We start from the raw sequence: 17,382 nt of genomic DNA on the forward strand, positions 1-17,382 counted from the left end.
TCAGATTCTGTGCAGAACCTGACATGAGGTAAAGGAGCGATTCAGTGAGTAAGTTGATTCAAGACGGGTCGTGTTTAAGTTGAACGCGTTGCTATTTCGTCATAAATGGCGAGCCCATTCAAGACGGCAGCGTCGGGGTCGAAAATCAACAACCTCACATCCGCCAATGCCGCCAGATACAGTACGTTGACCAAAGCCTCCGGCGTACCGGCGTCGAGCTGTTCTTGCCTCAACGACGAGTAAGGATTGCCCTCGATCTTAACCAAGTTGTCGTCAGTCCAGGGCGTGCCGATCAGCTTACACCCGACGCCATTGCAGTCTGGTAGGGCAAAGGGTTCAAACAGCAGTCCGGTTGGTCTGGAGTCGACATTGCCAACCCGGCCTTCCAAGTGGCGCAGTGCTTCGTCAGTCAGGTGTGCGGTGCTGATCTCCCAGGCTCGACTGTAGTGTCCTGTGTCGAAGCTCAAACGATGGACCATGGCTTGGGCTTCTTCGAGGGAGTAAAGGTCACCGACATGCTGTCGTTCGTTGAGTATTTCGCCAGTCACGGCATAGATCACTTGCCGCACCAGCCCGGTGGACTGGAAATGTTCATCCAATTCATCTGGAATGGCCTGACCCTCGCTGATCAGAGCGAAGTCGTCGTTGAACAGGCAGGCGAACAGTTCCCGCGCATCGTCGAGTAGATGAGCTCGTGAGTCGTGTATGGAGCGAAAGCAGGGAGGGCAGTCGTTTGCGTAGGTGATCAGTAGCAGCCGTTCGATAGATAGATTGTCATAGCCGCGAACGAATGGGTTTGAGGCCCCCAGCATGTCTGGGGTTTCGGTAGTGGAGTTCATGAGTATTCTCCAGGATGAAAAATGAACAAGGCGCCCGAAGGCGCCTGTAAGGGTTAAAGCCAACCGTATTCGGCAAGAGAAAGTGGGCGACCTTCACCTACGATGAAGTGATCCAGTACGTGAACCTCGATCAAGGCCAAGGCCTCCTTCAACCGTGCGGTCAAGACGCGGTCTGCCTGGCTGGGTTCCGTACAACCCGAGGGGTGGTTGTGGACAAAAATGGCGGCTGCTGCGTTATGTGCGAGGGAGCGCTTGACGACTTGGCGGGGATAAACACTGGCGCCATCGATGCTGCCGTGAAAGAGGATCTCGAATGCCAGAACGCGATGGCGGGCATCGAGAAAAATCACACCGAAAACTTCATGCTCTTGTTGCGCAAGATGAAGTTTCAGATACGAGGCCACGGCATCAGGTGACGTCAGGTTGGGGCCGCGGGTGAACAGTCGACGATCTAGAATGTGCAGTGCTTCGTCGATCAGCTGGTTTTCCTCGGCGATACGATCAGCCTCGACATCCGAGGCTTCAATCAGGATGAGCTGGGTGTTCATGAGGTACCTCCGAAGGGAACAATCAGGGGTACACACCCGAGGGGAGTGTCGTCCCCGAGGTGGATATAGAGTCACGGGCATTGCCCGATGACGCGCTGTTTACAGCCGAGTGAATCGGTGGCGTTGTCCGTGCAGGTGTGAATCACAACCGTCGCAGGGCAATGGAGAGGCAGTTCTTATACCCTGGCCAGTTTCGGGGTCGAAGTCGGCACTGATGGGCATTAGCCGAACCAGCCCAAGATGGAGGCCGGCGATGCGTTTCTCGATCTCATCTGTCGTGTAGTAGAGCGATAACGTGCTGTAGTCCTCGTAAGCCGCAGCGAACAGGCAGTCGTCGCAAAGCCAGAAGGATTCCATATCGCTTCTCCTGTGCGGATTGAAGAAAAGGCGCTCGATTGAGCGCCTTGATGTAAACATCGTGAATTGTTCAGGCGGACTGAACAGTACGTGTAGCGACACGGCGGGCCGTGCGGGGAGTGCGTGCAGATTCAGGTTCTGTTCTGGATTTTGTTGGGTTGTGGGTATCCTCAGCTTCGGCATCAGCCGACGTTGGGGATGGCTCACTGTTTGGCGTTTGCTCAGCAGGTGCTGTTGCTTCCTGCCTGGCAGGCGCTTTGTACTCGAACGTGCCGTTGACCTTGATCCAGTCGATGTACAGCAGACGACCTTTCAGGCTGGCGCCCGGTTGGCCTTGTTTATCGCCTTTCTCATAGAGAAATGGGTCAATCCACAGGTCGCCGATACGGAACGACAGCAAAACCTTTTTCTCGGCTTTGACGGCGTCCATATAGAGACGAATCAAGCGTTCAGCTTCGCCCCCAGCGACTTTACAGTCGAAGCGGGTGTATTCCACTGCATCAGTGGCACCATGCAGAGCGGCGATATCGCAGGCCATGAACGGCTGGCCGCGGCGGACTTGTACTTCACGGACACGGTTGAGGTAGCCGATACCGACGGTGTGCAGATTGAAGTAAGTAGTTGCTTCTTGGGATTGGTTGGCGTGGGCCATGGTGGTTCTCCTGTTTCAAGGGAAAACGGCGACGCACAGCCCCTGACGGGGAAGTGAGTCCCCGTCAGGGTGGGTTAGGTGAAGGCGAACGATGAACGACTCGTCACCGGCAAGCCGATGACCATCAGATCGATGCGCCTGGAGAATAGGGGGGCAGCAGAGGAGAAATCCGCAGCATATCTGCGGACCTAGGGTAGTGGGCATTCATCACCGCTGAAGCGGTAATCGTGCGAGCCTCCGAATGCTGATCGCACTTGGGTAAACCACCACAAGCGTGGCGTAGCCTTGAAGGTTCAAGCTACCTGGGCTGGGCTGTCAACGACAGCGAACCACACCCTTTATATAAGCCTGTCATAGGGGAGCGTCAAGGCGCCGCAACCCGATTTTTTATGGCCGGAATTCAGTGGCAATCGCTGGACGGACGAAAGTGAAGAGTAGGCCTGGCGGGGGGGCCAGGCGAGGAACAGAAAAGCCACCTTAGGCGGTCTGACGCAGTCGGCAAGCTCCTCGCAAAACTTGATTTAACTGCGTCATGATTCGCCAACCGACCCTTATCGTGGCCTGGGTCGGAATACGCTGGCACGCATCCGCGCACAAAGGGTGCCCAGTGTTTCCCCGGCGGGCTCCGGGACTGAATGCGATTGCCGTAGCGGATGACCGCTGCTGCCTGGCAGAGGCAACAGCGGTCATCCGCCACATTGATCCGGTCGAGCACAAAGTGGTAATGAAATTCCGCAGAAGAGAAGGCTCCGAACTCAAGGAGTCCGACCGAGCTACCCGGAGCGAATCGGTCTTGGGTCGTCGTAAACGATGATCCTGAGGCACTACAGCAGATGGGTGGGAGGACGTCAAGCCAGTGTGCTAAGAGGTTATTTGCTACTGAGATGAGCGGCCAGCTGTTCGACGGTCGTCAGGATAAAGGCACGGTCGCTTTCTTGAAGGCCGCTCAGTAGGCCCGCGATCATCTGCCCCTGGTCGTTGGGGCGACTGCTCGACTCCGTCAGCAGTTCATCCATCCGGCAGTCGAAGATGTCCGCCAGTTGCATCAGCTTGACCACGGAAAGCTCCACCACACCCCGCTCAAGGCGCGAAATGGCTTCGCTGCCGATCCCCAGGCGTTCAGCCACCTCTTCCTGGGTCAGATTACGCTGAGTGCGGTGCTTCGCGATCATGCGTCCGATTTGGACTTGGGTTGGATGTTTATGTGCCAAGTGATGAGTTCTCCAATTCAACCCGAATGGTTGAACAAAGACCCGTTGACATGAACATCCTTAACGGTTGAGTATCGACTTATAGGGTTGTTATATTGACTGAAATACCTGTTTGTCGCGACGTGACATTTGTTCTTCCAGGAATCAGAGCCCGTAGTGACCAGTGAGACTGAGCGGTCTGATAGGACCAAAGGGAGGCAAGGTTGAGTATGGATGAGCAGCGCGAGAACGACATGGACCTGATCTGGGATAGAACACTGGAGCTGTTCATCAAGATCCATGATTGCCCTGATAACCCTGAACACCGCGACAACCTTGTTCGTTGGCTCAACGAAGATCCTGCTCACCTGAAAGCGTTCAACGAACTGGGGCAAATATGGATTTCGACAGGTATCGCCTTGGCCCGTGAAATCGGACGACCTCTAGACGACTTGGAGAAGGATCAGCCGCCGTTGATGATGCACTGACAACACCCCCGAGGTTAATGTGAACACCAATTGCGCCTCATGGACGACGCGTACCTTTGCTGATCGGCACAGTGCCCTTGCAGTCCGGGTAGTGGGAGCATGACCAGAACGGCCCTGATTTTCCCTTTCGCCTGAGCATTGAGGCGTTGCAAATGGGGCAGGCCGGCCCAGCTTCGACCGGTACCGACAAGTTGAGCGCTCCGCAGTTTGCGATCAATTGCGTTATCCAGTGCGCCTGCTTGGCAACGAATGCATCCAAGGTCAGACGTCCCGCTTCGATTTCATCCAGAGCTTGCTCCCAGATTGCTGTCATACCCGGATCCGCGACTGCAGCGGGTACCGCTTCGATCAGGGTATGGGCCGCTGCGGAGGCCGTTAAGGCACGTTTTTTCTTCAACAAGTAACCGCGATCAATCAACCCTTTGATAATGCCGGCTCGCGTGGCTTCTGTGCCGATACCGGTGGTGTCCTTAAGTTTCTGCTTCAGGCGTGGGTCGTTGACCAGCTTGGCGACGTTTTTCATCGCCTTAATCAGATCGCCCTCGGTGAGCGGTTTGGGCGCAGCGGTGCGCATGGACTTGAGTTCGACGTCGTCCACTGCGCACTGGCTACCCTGTTGTAGGGCGGGCAACACCTGGGTCTTTTGACTAGGCTCATCGTCTTCGGCGTTGTCGGATAGCAAGCCTTTCCAGCCTTGGACGAGGATCTGTTTGCCAACAGCAGTCAAACGCTCGTCGCCGCACTCCAGTTCGACCTCGGTTCGGTCAAGCTCGTGATGCGGCAGGAATTGCGCGAGGTAGTGGCTGCGAATCAGTTCGTAGACTTGGCGCTCTTGTTCAGACATCCGCCCAAGGTTCGCCGGCTCGGTGGTGGGGATGATGGCGTGGTGCGCGGTGACCTTGGCATCGTTCCATGCTCGTGAGCGCAATGATCGATCGACGCTTCCGAGCGCTGGGCGTAACGCGGGATCCATTCTGAGCAGGGCATCGAATACCGCGGCTACCTCGTTGAACATGCTCTCTGGCAAATAACGGCAATCGCTGCGCGGATAGCTGGTGGCTTTGTGGGTTTCATACAAGGCTTGGGCGATGTTCAGCGTTTCCTGAGCGCCGAGTCCCAACTTGCGTGAACAGACTTCTTGCAGTGTGCTCAGGTCGAAGGGCAGAGGTGGGGCTTCGCGCAAATGCTCTGTCTGCAGCGAGACTACGGTAGCGGTCTTGCTGCTAGAAATCGCTTGGAGGGCTTGACTGGCAAGCACCTGCTGCAGGCAGCGACCGGCTTCGTCACGTCCTGAACTTGGCGGTATCCACGACGCGATGAAGGGTTGTCCCATTAAAGTCAGGTGCACGTCCACCACCCAGTACGGCACAGAGACGAAGCTGGCAATCGCACGGTCTCGTTCAACCACCAAGCGCAAAGTGGGCGTTTGGACGCGTCCAACCGACAGCACGCCGTCATAGCCCGCCCGCCGGCCTAGGAGGGTAAACAAACGACTGAGGTTCATACCAATCAGCCAATCGGCGCGGCTGCGGGCGAGGGCTGAGTGATAAAGCGGGAAGGTCTCCTGACTAGACTTCAGCGATGACAGTGCTTTGCGGATCGACGCCTCGTTGAGTGCGGATAACCAGAGGCGCTCCACAGAGCCACGATAGTTACAGAGCTCTAGTAACTCGCGGGCAATCATTTCACCTTCGCGATCGGCGTCGGTGGCGATGACGACGGTGGAGGCTTCACTGAGCAACTGCTTGATGACCTCGAACTGTGCCGCGGTCTTGGGTTTGACCTCAACCCTCCACTGCGCGGGAATGATCGGTAGATAATCCAACGACCAGATTTTGTACTGATCGCCATAGGCTTCAGGTGGGGCCGTTTCCAGCAGGTGACCGATACACCAAGTGACGGTTGCCTCGCGTCCGATCAAGCAACCATCGCCACGTCGGCTGGCTCCGAGAACCTTGGCAATGTCACGTCCTTGGGAGGGTTTCTCGCAGAGAAAAAGACGCATAGAACTGCTCCGAGTTGAGTTCGGAGCAGCGTTGTTGGAAACAGCAGTGGCGAGCTATGAGAAACCTGAATGGCAGGTTCCTCATATTAGTCGGTGAGGGCGGTCTTGTGGGCGAGGCTGCTACCTTGTAGTCGCGTGGATGACAAGGCTTCACGAGCAGCGAGTAATGACAGGCCAGGAACTTCGCGCAAAGGCGCGATTTTTATGCCTCAAGCCCGTCATGCCGATGGTGGCTACCCTCTGCGCTTTTTGGACTTCGACACAGGCGAGCTGGCCTGGTCTGTAGCCTGCCCGACGGGAGCCGCAGACGAGGCTGATTCACTTGAGCGCTCCCGCATGACCACACTCTGCACGCGATGAGGCAGGATCCCGACTCGACGCGCCTCGATCTTGAAGGTGATCCGGGCATTGTCTTCACTGTCCTCCCACTCATCGCGCACGGTGCGGCCCTCTACCAACACGCGCATGCCTTTCTGGTACAGCGTGCTCCAGTGTTCAGCCTCGCGGTGCCAGAGCTCGACCGGCGCCCAATAGCCGCCTCGATCTTCATAGCTGCCATCGCGTGGCACGGGGTTGTCGAAGTACACATTCAGGCGCAGCAAACGCCGTGGCTCGTCATTGCCTGACGGGAACTCCTGGAGTTCTGGCGCACTACCGATGTTGCCTTCGCCGACGAAAAAAGTACTCATCGTGATATCTCCGCTGCTGGTGTGAACTGGCGCAGCAGCCGTTCGGCGCTGGCCATTTTGATTGCGCAGGTTGAAGCCTGACGGTAGAGCGAATGCACCACGCTCATCTGCAAGTTCAGTGCGATACGCTCGCATTCGAAACGGTGCAATTCCTCGCGTACGGCTTGGGGCAAGGCCTTGTTGGAGACCTGGCGTTCCCAGACCGCCACCCCCATACGGGCGAAGTCACGGGTGCGCCATCGCAAAAAGGTGCTGCCCGCACTGGTGTTCTGCAGCACCAATCGAATATCCAGCAGCGAGTAAGGGGGCTGTCCGGCTTGCTGCACCACCGCTTCCATCAGGTGACATAACTGCGCCTCGGTTTCCCTCGCCACCTGCGCCAGGTAGTCCAGCTCCCCCTTACCCTTAAAAGGTTTTAAAAGGCCTTTTAGGGAGGCAGAATGTTCGAGCTGTCGATAGGCATCCGGTGTGAGTGTTTTGGGGGGAATTGGCTGAGTCGAGATAATGGGCTTCATGCTTCGTCCTTCGGCTCATCTACTGTCGTAGATGGCTCTACCGCGTTCTCCGCCAACGCATCAGCGTCATCCACCGCCACAGCACCACGACGAATGATGGGTGGCGCGAATTGGGAGCGGCGATGCCCCTCAAGGATGTCGGTAGGGGGCAAACCCATTCTCTCGATTGCCGCCAGAGCACGAGCGTTGTTCGCCGCCATGTCATCACGGGTGACGCCAGCATGCCGATAACGCTGGGCCTGGCCGAACAGGCTACGCAGCAAATGGGCACCGTCGTCGATCCAGGCTTCCATGTCCCGTCGCCCGATCAAAGCGGTGTGATGGGCCAACAGGGTATGGCGCACCAAGGTGTCGTAGTCAGTCAGCAGGTAGACGGCGAGAAACCCCAGTTGGCTGCCGATGTACAAGGGTAGGGTGACGGGGTGGATATTGAGGTTATCGCTCATGTCGATTTGCGTCGGCAGGTCCTGTCTGATCCGGTCCAACTGCTGGGTCAGTTCCAGTATCCCAGCCTTGGTCTGCATCAATTTTTCTTCGAGCTGCACGATCGCCCAGTCGGCATAAGGATCGTCCTGCGCTGCGGCCTGTTTGATCAGGTTAGTGACGCTGATGTAGCCCGCCATGCCCATGATCGAGTGGACGCCTTCGCGTGCGGTTCGACCTTGCCAGATACGGGCGGCGTGGTGGGTGTGCAGTGTCAGGGTGATGCTGCTGCGCAATGAGCCCAGGTTGAGCTGATAGTGATCGGCCACGGTGTTGTCCTCGCATAGGCTTGGACGGGAACGTTGCGACAGACGAAGGTAAAGGACATCCGAAAAGCTGAATGCTGTGTGTTCGATTTGGTTCGAGACGGTTGATTTTCGAAACGCTCGTCAGTGATGCCAGTGGCATCAAATCTACTGACGTCCAGGGCGTTTGCTACGCAGCTGGCGTAGTTCATCCAGGCACGCTTGGGCGAGGGCAGAGGCGGGTTCGCCCTTTTTCCTAAGTTGGCGCGGGGGAGAGGGTGGCTGCTCTGTCATGGGTAACGACTCAGCCTGACCTGCCCAAGGGCGGAAATCGCCTTTCAGCGCCCGCTGGATCAGGCCCATCAGATACGCCGCGGGTTTGCGGACGCTTCCTGCCGCACATCGCGCGCCCGCTTCGTTGAGCACCGCCTGCCGATCTCCTGGTTTTAGCTTGTTCAGCGTTACGGTGACGGCTTTCCGCTCGCTCGGACTCAGGTGCAGCGGATCAGGCCAGTGCAAGTTATCCACTGCCGGGGTCGCGCGCGGTACAGTACATATACTTTCTGTTAATACAGTACAGGCGGCATTCGGATTCCGAACGGTGCCGGAAACATTGGCGTTCGGACCCAGTTCGGACTCCGAACTAGGCCCCGCACGATTCCGAACGCGGTGGGCGCCACCCAGTTCGGAATCATGTAGCGCTTCATCGGACGCCTTATCCAATCCTTTTTTTGTCCAATGGTCGCCCCAACTGTCGAGCCGGGTGGGGAGCCGACCCAAATCGATATCAGTGTCCTGACGAATTTCTTCCAAAACATGCTGAGCGACAATTCGCACAGCCTTGGTTGCATGATCGAGGGCGTGTCCGACCAGCTCCAGGTAATCCTGATCCAGCTCCATGGCTTCGGCGGGCGTTAACGGTTCATCGTGCAGGACGTACAGAGAACCTTGCAGGCGCCCGCTAAGCTGATCGCGGCCACGACTCACCAAACTGAGCCAGCGGGTCAGCCTGAGCATCGTCAAGACGCGAGCGATGGTTTCACGGGAGGCTGACGCACCGTAGGGTACGCTCGACAGGTAAGGTTGCAGATCTTCATAGCGCGGTGTGACCACACCCTGGCCTTGCAGCATGAGTCGAAATACTTGCCATGCATTACGCTCCAATGGCGTCAGCCGACAATCCAGCAGCAAGCGACGCGGCACGACTTCGTGTGATTGGCCACTGAACAAAAAGCCCGCTTGCAGGGCCTGGTTGGAAGGATGTTCAGTGGTGGGGCGTGCGGGCCAACGTTCACTCAGCTGCTGGGTGCATTGCTGCAGGACACGCCGCCAGCGACTGGAAGGGGCAGTGTTCATGTTCCGTTGCTGTAATGGTCGATCTGCTGCCACACGATGGTCAAGCTGATCTGTTGCTCCTCCGCCAACATCATCATGGCGTCGAGCTGATCCTCAGCACCGTCCTGATCGCGTAGTTGGCACCAACGCTGCCAGAGGGCATGTTCCTGTGCTTCGCTCAAGTTTTGGGGGCGGCCCTTACGGGTTTCTATCTTGAGCAGACGTCGGCGCAGGGCGGTTTCCGAATGTGCCAAGCCGAAGCACTGATACATGATGGTACTGCTGGCACCAAGCTTGAGCGCTCGGTTGATCAAGCGCTCGTTCTGTTCGTCGCGTTCGGCCTGGTCAATCAACCGATGCAGCACCGGTGAATCAATCTTGACCTCAACCCAGGGGACGGTGGCATGGGCCAGGCGTGACAACGTGGTAGGCGGCAAAGATTGCAGCAGATAGATGTCCTCTTCACCCAGTCCGAGTGCCTTGCAGCGTTGCAGATTACCCAGGCGCAACTCGTGAAGGACCTGAGTCAACATGGCCTGGTTGAGCACATTGAAGGACAGGTTCATGGCAGCTCCCTTGGTTACTCGTCTTCAGAGGTAAGCGTTAAGTCGATCAGGCGACGGGCTAAGCGAATGAGGCGATACAGTTTTATCAGTAGACCGTCGGGCAATCGCTCCAGTCCTACGTCCACGGCGGGACGATCTGGCAGCGGGAGTTGATAGACCCCTAATAGCAATTGCCCGAACAGGGCTGAGGGCAATTGCTTGCGATCCTCCCAGTTCACTTCGTCTTGGGCTCGCAGCAGGGCCAAGAGCAATAGGTTAACGCCGGCCGCACGAGGCGCGGCAAGATCAAGTTGCTCGATGCTGAGGGCGAAGCCCACGCCATGCTCCTGGTCGATGATGCTCTCGGGATGTCCGGCATAGGCCGCCATTTCCCGAGCCAGGCTGGCAATGGCTAAACGCAGTTGTTCGGGAGTATCCAGTGTGGGTGCGATGATCCAGATGTCGTCGATCGGGCAGGTTGCGACGGTCTGTGCTGTTTCGGGGGCAGCGGCGCGCTCAATCTGTTCACGGATCTGCTGGACACGTGACGGAGGGCTGACTGCTGATGCGACATTCGTTTCGGGCAGCGTGAGCTGCTCCTCTCGCTCTGTTTCGGCCGGGGTCTTGGTTTCAGCTGATTTGGAATGAGGCTCGGAGGGGGGAAGCTCGGCCACGGGCTCATCGACGCTCGGCAAAAGGTTGTTCTGCGGGGGCGTGACGACTACGCCGGGCGTCTGGATAACCCGTTGGGTATCGCCCAGCTCCAGGGCCAACATCCGGTAGGACTGTCCGAGTAAGCGACTCATGCGTTCGAGCAGTTCATCCTGGATTTGCTCAAGGTCGAAGGACTCTGGGTCGGCATCAAATTGCCCTAAGGTGTCGAGCCAAAGCTCGGGAAAAGCGATGGCGTCGGTTGGATAACGATTCCAGGTTCGCTCCGCCTGGCTACGCAGACCAATTAGGCGTTCAATTTTTGGTTTCCCTAATCCGGCGTACAAGGTTTGTGGAATGGCGGGTAGTAGGTGTTCGAGGGTGTCGAGCATCCGGCTGATGTGCGACTGGGAAATCGGATAGCCTCCAGCGGCAAGACGTCGTGCCAGCTCACGTTGCGAGAGTGGTGCTCCATCTGATTCGAGCATGGCCTTGAGTTTGGTCACTGCCAGAGCACGCTCGATGAAGGTGAGTTGGCCGTGCAGATCGCTTTCAGCCAGATGGCCGAGTAGGGCGCTGATTTCATCGGTCCAGGGTCGGAACAGGCAATGGATGCGGAAGAATCGCTCGTCGCGGGTTTCCTGCCACAGCTCGCCGAGAATCGCCAAGCGCGTATTGCCGCCGTTTCGGATGATGAAATAGGCTTCTCCCGGGCGGCGGGTAATGGGTGGAGGTTGGTCCAGCCCGCGTTCACGGATGGAGGCCTTTATATCGTCATAAAGTGGATTGCGGATGAAGCGCGGGTTGTGTTCGTAGGGCCGTAACTGCTCCAGAGTGATCAGCATAGGCGTATCAGTGAGTGGATCGGAAAGCCGCTCCATTTCTGGACCGCGACGGAAGTGGTCCTGGTGCAATTTTGCTGTGATTTCCTCCTGAGTGAGCTTCTTCATTGGAACAACCTCAGTTAATGCCCGTTACGCAAATGGTCACCGACCTCGAACTTCACGATCTCGGCAGTGCCCGAGCCTTCGAAATAACGAGACAGTTCCGCGAGGAACCTACCCATGGCTGAGCGTCCGCCTTGTAGACGAAAGACCACTGTGCAGTACTCCTCGCTAGGTGGGCGGCGGGGGTGAATGGATGGTTGAACGATGATGGGAAGCTGGTCCAACATCAAAAGACTCCTTGCCAAACGGAGTTGGCCTCAACGTTGATCAGACAAAATTTCGTTTCGAGAACTACAGCTTGGCAATTCACTTCATCGAACCTCCGCGCTTGCTCAAAGTAGATATCGCTGTGCGCCATTCCGGGAACAATTCGATGGCCAGTGCTTGCATGGTTTCCAGTGCCGATGGCGAGCGTCTTTTATGGGACCGGCGCGTCTCGATCCGATGGACTGGCAGACCGAGGGAGGCAGCATTGAGATACGCCACTGCGTCTGGAACTACGGTGTCTAGCACCGAGATGTTGGCAGCCCCAGTGAAGGTCTCGCGCAGACCGCTGATGATTATCTGGCTGTCAGTCCTAATGGCGTTCACCTGGTTCAGTAGGAGCCGTAAGGAGGGTAGTGGCATGCCCAGGTGGCGGACCGGCTCCAGTTCGTTTAGCAGCTTCAAGGTGCCACGGCGCAGTTCACGGGCGGCGAGCATTTCCGGTGTAATGGGAGAAAGGGCAAGATCGGAGGCCAGGATGGCCATTTCTAGCAGCACGCTACGTGCGCCTTGGGTGTCGATCAACAACAGGTCGTAACGGGGGCGGAAATGGTCGAGCACATTCCGCAGCCGTAATCGCCCATCCGGGGCGTGCAGCAGCAAAGTGGTCAGTCGCCCTTGATTGTCGTTGGAGAGGATCAGGTCGAGACCGACGACTGCCGTTCTGGAAATTATCTGCGCCGGATCTGTCTGGTTTAGCGCGATAAGTTCGTACGCACCGGCGATGGCCTCGTGGTTCAATGCGTAATAGCTGGAAAGGGAAGGTTGGCTATCCAGATCGAGCAGCAGGACGCGTAAGCCCGCATCCGCCAGCAGACCGCCAAGATTGGCCGCTACTGTGGTTTTGCCTACTCCACCTTTGGTGGACACTACTGATACTACGCGCATGGCATCAGACCTGCTGCGCCAAACGCTCAGTGATCCAGTGTTCGATCTCCGACGAGTCCCAACCGACGGCGCGCAGTCCAATGCGTTTGGCCTGAGGGAATTTACCTTCCTTCATCAAGTTATAGATGTGCGCCCGCTTGAAGCCGGTTTTCCGCTCCACTTCGTCACGCCGCATGATGTAACGTTCGGCCGGTGGTTGAGGGCTGTTAGCGAGCGAGACGGATGAGCTGGACATGCTGGTCACTCCTGGCGCCGCTTGGCGCGTGGTGGGAAGTGACCTGAAGTGAATAGCAGAAAAGCGAGGGAGTCATTGCACTGCAATCATTGGGATTGCAGTGCAAAACTTGGGTCTATTTGTTTTTTTTGAGGCTGCGATTGGCTGCAGCGAACTTTTCATCCAGCGTTCGTTTGCCCAGGCCTGGTACCTCGCTATAGCGTGCGATAACTGCATCGACGATTGCAGATTGGCTCTTGAACACGGATAGAGGGTTACCTGCAGGTGATTGGTCCAAAAAAAGGTTGAGCAAAGCACCGATGATGTTAAGGTATACAATTTCTGAACGATCGCTAACTGGTTTTTTTGTGTTTAATAGTTGACTTATTTCCTCTTTTTCCAAGCCGATCGCTTGGAGGTCTTTAAGCAGAGACTGGTATATCTGCTCATTTTCTTTTAATTTTAATTGCAGTGCATCACGATCCGCTTGGAGCGTTAGGTAGCTGTCGATATTAATTGGCACTTTATCATTGGGCACATTCTCAAATAAAAAGCTAGGCCGTTGGTCTGGATGGTAGAGGAGCATCCAAAGCTTTAGATCGTTATGCCTGATAGTCAACTGAAGTGGGTCGACTTTTGCCCCTGAGGGAACAGATATCCCTAAGCAGCCATACATAAGTTCGCCATGGTGTATGGCATCATAAATTTTTTCTATGTTTGTGTGTAAGCAAGGCCATTGAGGAAAAATGGTTTTCAACGTAATTGGCCAAGAGGGCGCTGATTCTAAAATTTGTGTTTCATAATCCATGAGGTTACACCAACGCAATGCAGCCTCAATTGGCCTGTAAAATATTTTGGCATTTTTATTGTAGCTAGAGGTTGCGTACATGCAGGAGCCTCCTTTCTCTCCATTTGATTTATCTAGCAAACGAGTCCTAATACCGGCTAGCCCGACGGGATCAGCTCCTGCTAACCATATTGTGTTTGTTGCACGCCGCAAGCTTAAGAAGCGGACTCGGTGTGATTCATGAAGGAAGTGCCCTGTATAGACAGTCCTCGGGTCAAGCCTGCGCCAAAAGGAACAATTATAGTGATTTAATCAGGACTTTCATGGATCTATCTAGATTCATTTGTTCTATAATAAGTTATTATTAATCATTTTTGTCTCGCGAAGTGAGGGCAGGTGGCGCATGTTGATTCATATGGATCGATGTGCGTTTGAAGTGACGTTAGGCTTCTTATTCTTTTTGCTGTTACGTATTGACGAGGTTGACTCTCTGAATCTTGAGTCGAGTCTCTCGACCTATCTTCAATAGGGAATGATTTTCGCGCGCTTTTTGATTATTCCCGACAGTGTCCGCATTCGTCAGGCGAACGAATCGACACCTTTGCAGTGGTCTGAAGACCTACATTCGATGCGCTGTTTGCACGCTTTGCGAACTGCATATCAAAACATCAGGTTTCGATCCTGTACGGGAATTGACGCAGGTATTGATAAGGCCTGAATTCGATACGTTTGCGGCCGAAGCGTTGAACATTCCGTTGCGAATGCAAGTCACAGTAAAGAACCAAACTGACCGATGCCGTACTCGGCGACCTTTGTCGAGACGGTTTTTCCTGGCAGCACTCGGCCATCTCTCGCCCCCCGCATTTAAGCGATTGATCGCAGCCGTCACTTTCGAGGGTGAATGTGTGCGGGTTCACTTTGATTAGACTGCACCCCGAGTCTTTTCATGGCGCGACAATGCCATAAGGTTGCGGGTGATGCCGGTATGGCATCGCGGCCTGGTCTGAAGGAGTATGCATGGCAGTCTACAACTACGACGTGGTGGTGTTGGGTTCCGGCCCGGCGGGAGAAGGCGCGGCAATGAATGCCGCCAAGGCAGGGCGCAAGGTGGCGATGGTCGATAGTCGTCGCCAGGTCGGCGGGAACTGCACTCACTTGGGCACCATCCCGTCCAAGGCCCTGCGTCACTCGGTGCGGCAGATCATGCAGTTCAACACCAACCCGATGTTCCGGGCGATTGGTGAGCCGCGCTGGTTCTCGTTCCCGGACGTTTTGAAAAGCGCCGAAAAAGTCATCTCCAAACAAGTGGCTTCGCGTACCGGCTACTACGCCCGTAACCGCGTCGACGTGTTCTTCGGCACCGGCAGCTTCGCCGACGAGCAAACCATCGAAGTGGTCTGCGCCAACGGCGTGGTTGAAAAACTGGTGGCCAAGCACATCATCATCGCCACCGGCTCGCGCCCGTATCGCCCGGCGGACATCGATTTCCATCACCCGCGTATCTACGATAGCGACACCATCCTCAGCCTCGGCCACACCCCGCGCAAACTCATCGTTTACGGCGCCGGCGTGATCGGTTGCGAATACGCCTCGATCTTCAGCGGTCTGGGTGTGCTGGTGGAGCTGGTAAACAACCGTGGTCAGTTGCTGAGCTTCCTCGACTCGGAAATCTCCCAGGCCCTGAGCTACTACTTCAGCAACAACAACATCACGGTTCGCCATAACGAAGACTACGACCGCGTCGAAGGCGTGGACAATGGCGTGATCCTGCACCTCAAATCCGGCAAGAAGATCAAGGCCGACGCCTTGCTCTGGTGCAACGGTCGTACCGGCAACACCGATCAGTTGGGTCTGGAAAACATCGGCGTGAAGGTCAACAGCCATGGCCAGATCGAAGTCGACGAGGCGTACCGCACCTGTGTGCCGAGCATCTACGGCGCTGGCGACGTGATCGGCTGGCCGAGCCTGGCCAGTGCCGCCACGACCAGGGGCGTTCGGCCGCCGGCAGCATCGTCGATAACGGCAGCTGGCGCTTTGTGAATGACGTGCCGACCGGCATCTATACCATTCCGGAAATCAGCTCGATCGGCAAGAACGAGCAGGAACTGACCCAGGCCAAGGTGCCGTACGAAGTCGGCAAGGCCTTCTTCAAGAGCATGGCGCGGGCGCAGATCGCCGGCGAGCCGCAAGGTATGCTGAAGATCCTGTTCCACCGCGAAACCCTGGAGATGCTGGGCGTTCACTGCTTCGGTTACCAGGCGTCGGAGATCGTGCACATCGGTCAGGCGATCATGAACCAGCCAGGCGAACTGAACACGTTGAAGTACTTCGTCAACACCACGTTCAACTACCCAACCATGGCCGAAGCCTATCGGGTCGCCGCGTACGACGGTCTCAACCGGCTTTTTTGAGCGACTCCGGCCGGAGAGACCGATTTCAGCAATTCTCGAGCGTGGCAGTGGCCAAACCGAGAAAGTCTGTAACCAGGCTGTTGATTGTGATTCCAATAAGGCTGAATGAATAACAAAAAGTCCCTGTAAGAGGGCGGCGGAAGTTTGGGATCCTGGTAGCCTATCAATGAACTTTATTGTTTCTGTGTGGCAGTCTGACTCGTGTTCTTAATATTAAATTCAGGCATAGAGTTGGATCATTATCGACGAAAAAAATTGTCGGTGCCGAGGTCGTTCGGCACCGCTCAATGAGATCGAAAGTCATGCATCAGGCAAACGTGACGTTGTCCATCTTGCCGTAACGGCGATCGACATAGATCAGTGGGTCCGGTGTACTTTCGGTAAACACTTCTTCGACCTTTCCGATAAAGATGCCGTGGGTACCGAACTCAACTGCTTTGACGTTTCGACAAACAATCGATGCCTGTGCGCCCTCCAGTCGATGGATACCCGAGGTTGTTTTGATCCAGGTTCCGAATTCAAACCGGGCTTCACCTTTGACCTTGCCCGCACAGGCGACGGAAATATCAGCCTGTTGATGGTGCAGAATGTTGATGATGAAGGGGGCGCCACTCGCCAGTACCGGAAACAGCGAGGCGGATTTGTTGACGCAGATCAGCATGGAGGGCGGCTCCATGGACAGTTCGCTCACGGCAGTGGCGGACATGGCGTAGCGTCCGTTTTGGTCGGCAGTCGTTATCACGACCACGGCTTTGGCCAGGCGCTGCAGGGCTTGCTTCAAGTCTTCCACGATAGATACTCCTGTCTGTCTTGTTGTTTGCGAGCCACCCGACGATGGCGTTAGCTCTGACTCTATAGCTATCAAAGAAAGGAAACCTCACCGCGTTGTGTGACATTTCGCTGTTGCATCTTCAGTGGTTTGGGCTGTGGGGGGCTGCCTCTCCCTCCGTTTCAGAAGGCCTTTAGCGACATTTCGTCAGGCGGACAGATACGTTTATTTGGCGTGTCACACATGTGGGTGATTGCACCTGTGGGGGGCAAATTGTTTCAGTAGTCTTAATAAATATAAAAACAAGAGGAGTGATGTAATTGGACAAAATCTGTATTGCTGAAGGCGTTGTCGTTGAACAAGGCGAGAAGAAAAACTCAAAATCTTCTGGTCGTACTGCGGTCGGCATGGTCCTGGCAGGCATAGCCATGTTGCTGTTTTTCTGCGGATCGCCCAGTGCTGAGGAGACAGTCGCCGCAGTTGATCCCGGTCTGTTTAGTGCAGCGCCGAGCGCTAAGGAAGAGGGAGCCGTATCGGGCTTTAGTGGATTCTACGGTGTC

General features: G+C 55.9%; 19 protein-coding genes and 1 pseudogene. 3 read left to right on the forward strand and 17 right to left on the reverse strand.

Features of this window, described 5'->3' with window-relative positions:
• Positions 1 to 74: 74 nt before the first annotated feature.
• The 5 genes from BLL36_RS22700 to BLL36_RS22720 all read right to left on the reverse strand — a co-directional run bounded on the left by BLL36_RS22700 (position 75) and on the right by BLL36_RS22720 (position 3,607).
• Complete coding sequence (locus BLL36_RS22700; protein WP_076953742.1) at positions 75 to 839, reverse strand: DUF5983 family protein; 765 nt, start codon at positions 837 to 839, stop codon at positions 75 to 77.
• Between the two features lie 53 nt (positions 840 to 892).
• The gene (gene radC / locus BLL36_RS22705; RefSeq protein ID WP_076953744.1) at positions 893 to 1,387 is read right to left on the reverse strand and encodes a RadC family protein; all 495 of its coding nucleotides are present in this window, start codon (positions 1,385 to 1,387) and stop codon (positions 893 to 895) included.
• 99 nt (positions 1,388 to 1,486) lie between these two features.
• Complete coding sequence (locus BLL36_RS22710) at positions 1,487 to 1,744, reverse strand: hypothetical protein (RefSeq protein WP_076953746.1); 258 nt, start codon at positions 1,742 to 1,744, stop codon at positions 1,487 to 1,489.
• A gap of 70 nt (positions 1,745 to 1,814) precedes the next feature.
• Positions 1,815 to 2,396 (reverse strand): STY4534 family ICE replication protein, encoded by a 582-nt coding sequence (locus BLL36_RS22715; RefSeq protein WP_076953748.1) that lies wholly within the window; start codon positions 2,394 to 2,396, stop codon positions 1,815 to 1,817.
• An 869-nt stretch (positions 2,397 to 3,265) separates the two neighbouring features.
• Entirely contained in the window at positions 3,266 to 3,607 is a 342-nt protein-coding gene (locus BLL36_RS22720; protein ID WP_076953750.1) for a helix-turn-helix domain-containing protein, read from the reverse strand.
• Between the two features lie 209 nt (positions 3,608 to 3,816).
• Here BLL36_RS22720 and BLL36_RS22725 point away from each other — a divergent pair, with 209 nt between their 5' ends.
• Positions 3,817 to 4,074, forward strand: coding sequence for a DUF4880 domain-containing protein (locus BLL36_RS22725; protein WP_076953752.1), 258 nt, complete (start codon positions 3,817 to 3,819; stop codon positions 4,072 to 4,074).
• Positions 4,075 to 4,111: 37 nt separating this feature from the next.
• Here the strand turns inward: BLL36_RS22725 and BLL36_RS22730 are convergent, their stop codons facing one another.
• The 11 genes from BLL36_RS22730 to BLL36_RS22780 form a co-directional block, all read right to left on the reverse strand.
• Entirely contained in the window at positions 4,112 to 6,079 is a 1,968-nt protein-coding gene (locus BLL36_RS22730) for a DNA topoisomerase III (protein WP_076953757.1), read from the reverse strand.
• A gap of 233 nt (positions 6,080 to 6,312) precedes the next feature.
• Positions 6,313 to 6,768, reverse strand: coding sequence for a single-stranded DNA-binding protein (locus BLL36_RS22735; RefSeq protein WP_076953759.1), 456 nt, complete (start codon positions 6,766 to 6,768; stop codon positions 6,313 to 6,315).
• On the reverse strand, positions 6,765 to 7,283 hold the full coding sequence (locus BLL36_RS22740) for a DUF3158 family protein (RefSeq protein WP_076953762.1): 519 nt from the start codon (positions 7,281 to 7,283) through the stop codon (positions 6,765 to 6,767). The genes BLL36_RS22735 and BLL36_RS22740 overlap by 4 nt, the downstream gene beginning before the upstream one ends.
• Positions 7,280 to 8,035: a PFL_4669 family integrating conjugative element protein gene (locus BLL36_RS22745; protein WP_076953764.1), complete on the reverse strand. Its 756-nt coding sequence runs from the start codon at positions 8,033 to 8,035 to the stop codon at positions 7,280 to 7,282. The genes BLL36_RS22740 and BLL36_RS22745 overlap by 4 nt, the downstream gene beginning before the upstream one ends.
• Positions 8,036 to 8,179: 144 nt before the next feature.
• Entirely contained in the window at positions 8,180 to 9,367 is a 1,188-nt protein-coding gene (locus tag BLL36_RS22750; RefSeq protein WP_076953766.1) for an STY4528 family pathogenicity island replication protein, read from the reverse strand.
• Positions 9,364 to 9,912 carry a DUF2857 domain-containing protein gene (locus BLL36_RS22755; protein WP_076953768.1) on the reverse strand — a complete coding sequence of 183 codons (549 nt, stop codon included), beginning with the start codon at positions 9,910 to 9,912 and terminating at the stop codon, positions 9,364 to 9,366. The genes BLL36_RS22750 and BLL36_RS22755 overlap by 4 nt, the downstream gene beginning before the upstream one ends.
• Positions 9,913 to 9,926: 14 nt before the next feature.
• Positions 9,927 to 11,492, reverse strand: coding sequence for a ParB family protein (locus tag BLL36_RS22760; protein ID WP_076953770.1), 1,566 nt, complete (start codon positions 11,490 to 11,492; stop codon positions 9,927 to 9,929).
• Between the two features lie 14 nt (positions 11,493 to 11,506).
• Entirely contained in the window at positions 11,507 to 11,716 is a 210-nt protein-coding gene (locus BLL36_RS31555; protein ID WP_076953772.1) for a hypothetical protein, read from the reverse strand.
• A 79-nt stretch (positions 11,717 to 11,795) separates the two neighbouring features.
• Complete coding sequence (locus BLL36_RS22770; RefSeq protein WP_076953774.1) at positions 11,796 to 12,641, reverse strand: ParA family protein; 846 nt, start codon at positions 12,639 to 12,641, stop codon at positions 11,796 to 11,798.
• A 4-nt stretch (positions 12,642 to 12,645) separates the two neighbouring features.
• On the reverse strand, positions 12,646 to 12,876 hold the full coding sequence (locus tag BLL36_RS22775; RefSeq protein WP_076953776.1) for an AlpA family transcriptional regulator: 231 nt from the start codon (positions 12,874 to 12,876) through the stop codon (positions 12,646 to 12,648).
• Positions 12,877 to 12,991: 115 nt separating this feature from the next.
• On the reverse strand, positions 12,992 to 13,744 hold the full coding sequence (locus BLL36_RS22780) for a hypothetical protein (protein WP_076953778.1): 753 nt from the start codon (positions 13,742 to 13,744) through the stop codon (positions 12,992 to 12,994).
• Positions 13,745 to 14,659: 915 nt separating this feature from the next.
• On the opposite strand from BLL36_RS22780, the pseudogene sthA reads away from it, so the two are divergent.
• Positions 14,660 to 16,053: pseudogene (gene sthA, locus BLL36_RS22785) on the forward strand (Si-specific NAD(P)(+) transhydrogenase).
• Positions 16,054 to 16,360: 307 nt separating this feature from the next.
• On the opposite strand, the gene BLL36_RS22790 reads toward sthA, so the two are convergent.
• Complete coding sequence (locus tag BLL36_RS22790) at positions 16,361 to 16,843, reverse strand: flavin reductase family protein (protein WP_076953781.1); 483 nt, start codon at positions 16,841 to 16,843, stop codon at positions 16,361 to 16,363.
• A gap of 299 nt (positions 16,844 to 17,142) precedes the next feature.
• On the opposite strand from BLL36_RS22790, the gene BLL36_RS30705 reads away from it, so the two are divergent.
• Positions 17,143 to 17,382, forward strand: a 240-nt coding sequence (locus BLL36_RS30705; protein ID WP_130926001.1) for a hypothetical protein, incomplete at its 3' end; no start/stop codon positions are given.

Origin of the sequence: Pseudomonas cedrina subsp. cedrina (assembly GCF_001983175.1) — a bacterium.
In the GTDB taxonomy this organism is placed as follows: Bacteria; Pseudomonadota; Gammaproteobacteria; order Pseudomonadales; family Pseudomonadaceae; genus Aquipseudomonas; species Aquipseudomonas cedrina.

What these genes read in the sequence shown, in the direction of transcription:
- BLL36_RS22755 (WP_076953768.1), bottom strand. Translation starts at nt 9,912, where the DNA reads ATGAACCTGTCCTTCAATGTGCTCAACCAGGCCATGTTGACTCAGGTC.
- BLL36_RS22750 (WP_076953766.1), bottom strand. Translation starts at nt 9,367, where the DNA reads ATGAACACTGCCCCTTCCAGTCGCTGGCGGCGTGTCCTGCAGCAATGC.
- BLL36_RS22730 (WP_076953757.1), bottom strand. Translation starts at nt 6,079, where the DNA reads ATGCGTCTTTTTCTCTGCGAGAAACCCTCCCAAGGACGTGACATTGCC.
- BLL36_RS22775 (WP_076953776.1), bottom strand. Translation starts at nt 12,876, where the DNA reads ATGTCCAGCTCATCCGTCTCGCTCGCTAACAGCCCTCAACCACCGGCC.
- BLL36_RS22710 (WP_076953746.1), bottom strand. Translation starts at nt 1,744, where the DNA reads ATGGAATCCTTCTGGCTTTGCGACGACTGCCTGTTCGCTGCGGCTTAC.
- BLL36_RS22735 (WP_076953759.1), bottom strand. Translation starts at nt 6,768, where the DNA reads ATGAGTACTTTTTTCGTCGGCGAAGGCAACATCGGTAGTGCGCCAGAA.
- BLL36_RS22770 (WP_076953774.1), bottom strand. Translation starts at nt 12,641, where the DNA reads ATGCGCGTAGTATCAGTAGTGTCCACCAAAGGTGGAGTAGGCAAAACC.
- BLL36_RS22760 (WP_076953770.1), bottom strand. Translation starts at nt 11,492, where the DNA reads ATGAAGAAGCTCACTCAGGAGGAAATCACAGCAAAATTGCACCAGGAC.
- BLL36_RS31555 (WP_076953772.1), bottom strand. Translation starts at nt 11,716, where the DNA reads ATGTTGGACCAGCTTCCCATCATCGTTCAACCATCCATTCACCCCCGC.
- BLL36_RS22780 (WP_076953778.1), bottom strand. Translation starts at nt 13,744, where the DNA reads ATGTACGCAACCTCTAGCTACAATAAAAATGCCAAAATATTTTACAGG.
- BLL36_RS22725 (WP_076953752.1), top strand. Translation starts at nt 3,817, where the DNA reads ATGGATGAGCAGCGCGAGAACGACATGGACCTGATCTGGGATAGAACA.
- BLL36_RS22700 (WP_076953742.1), bottom strand. Translation starts at nt 839, where the DNA reads ATGAACTCCACTACCGAAACCCCAGACATGCTGGGGGCCTCAAACCCA.
- radC (WP_076953744.1), bottom strand. Translation starts at nt 1,387, where the DNA reads ATGAACACCCAGCTCATCCTGATTGAAGCCTCGGATGTCGAGGCTGAT.
- BLL36_RS22740 (WP_076953762.1), bottom strand. Translation starts at nt 7,283, where the DNA reads ATGAAGCCCATTATCTCGACTCAGCCAATTCCCCCCAAAACACTCACA.
- BLL36_RS22715 (WP_076953748.1), bottom strand. Translation starts at nt 2,396, where the DNA reads ATGGCCCACGCCAACCAATCCCAAGAAGCAACTACTTACTTCAATCTG.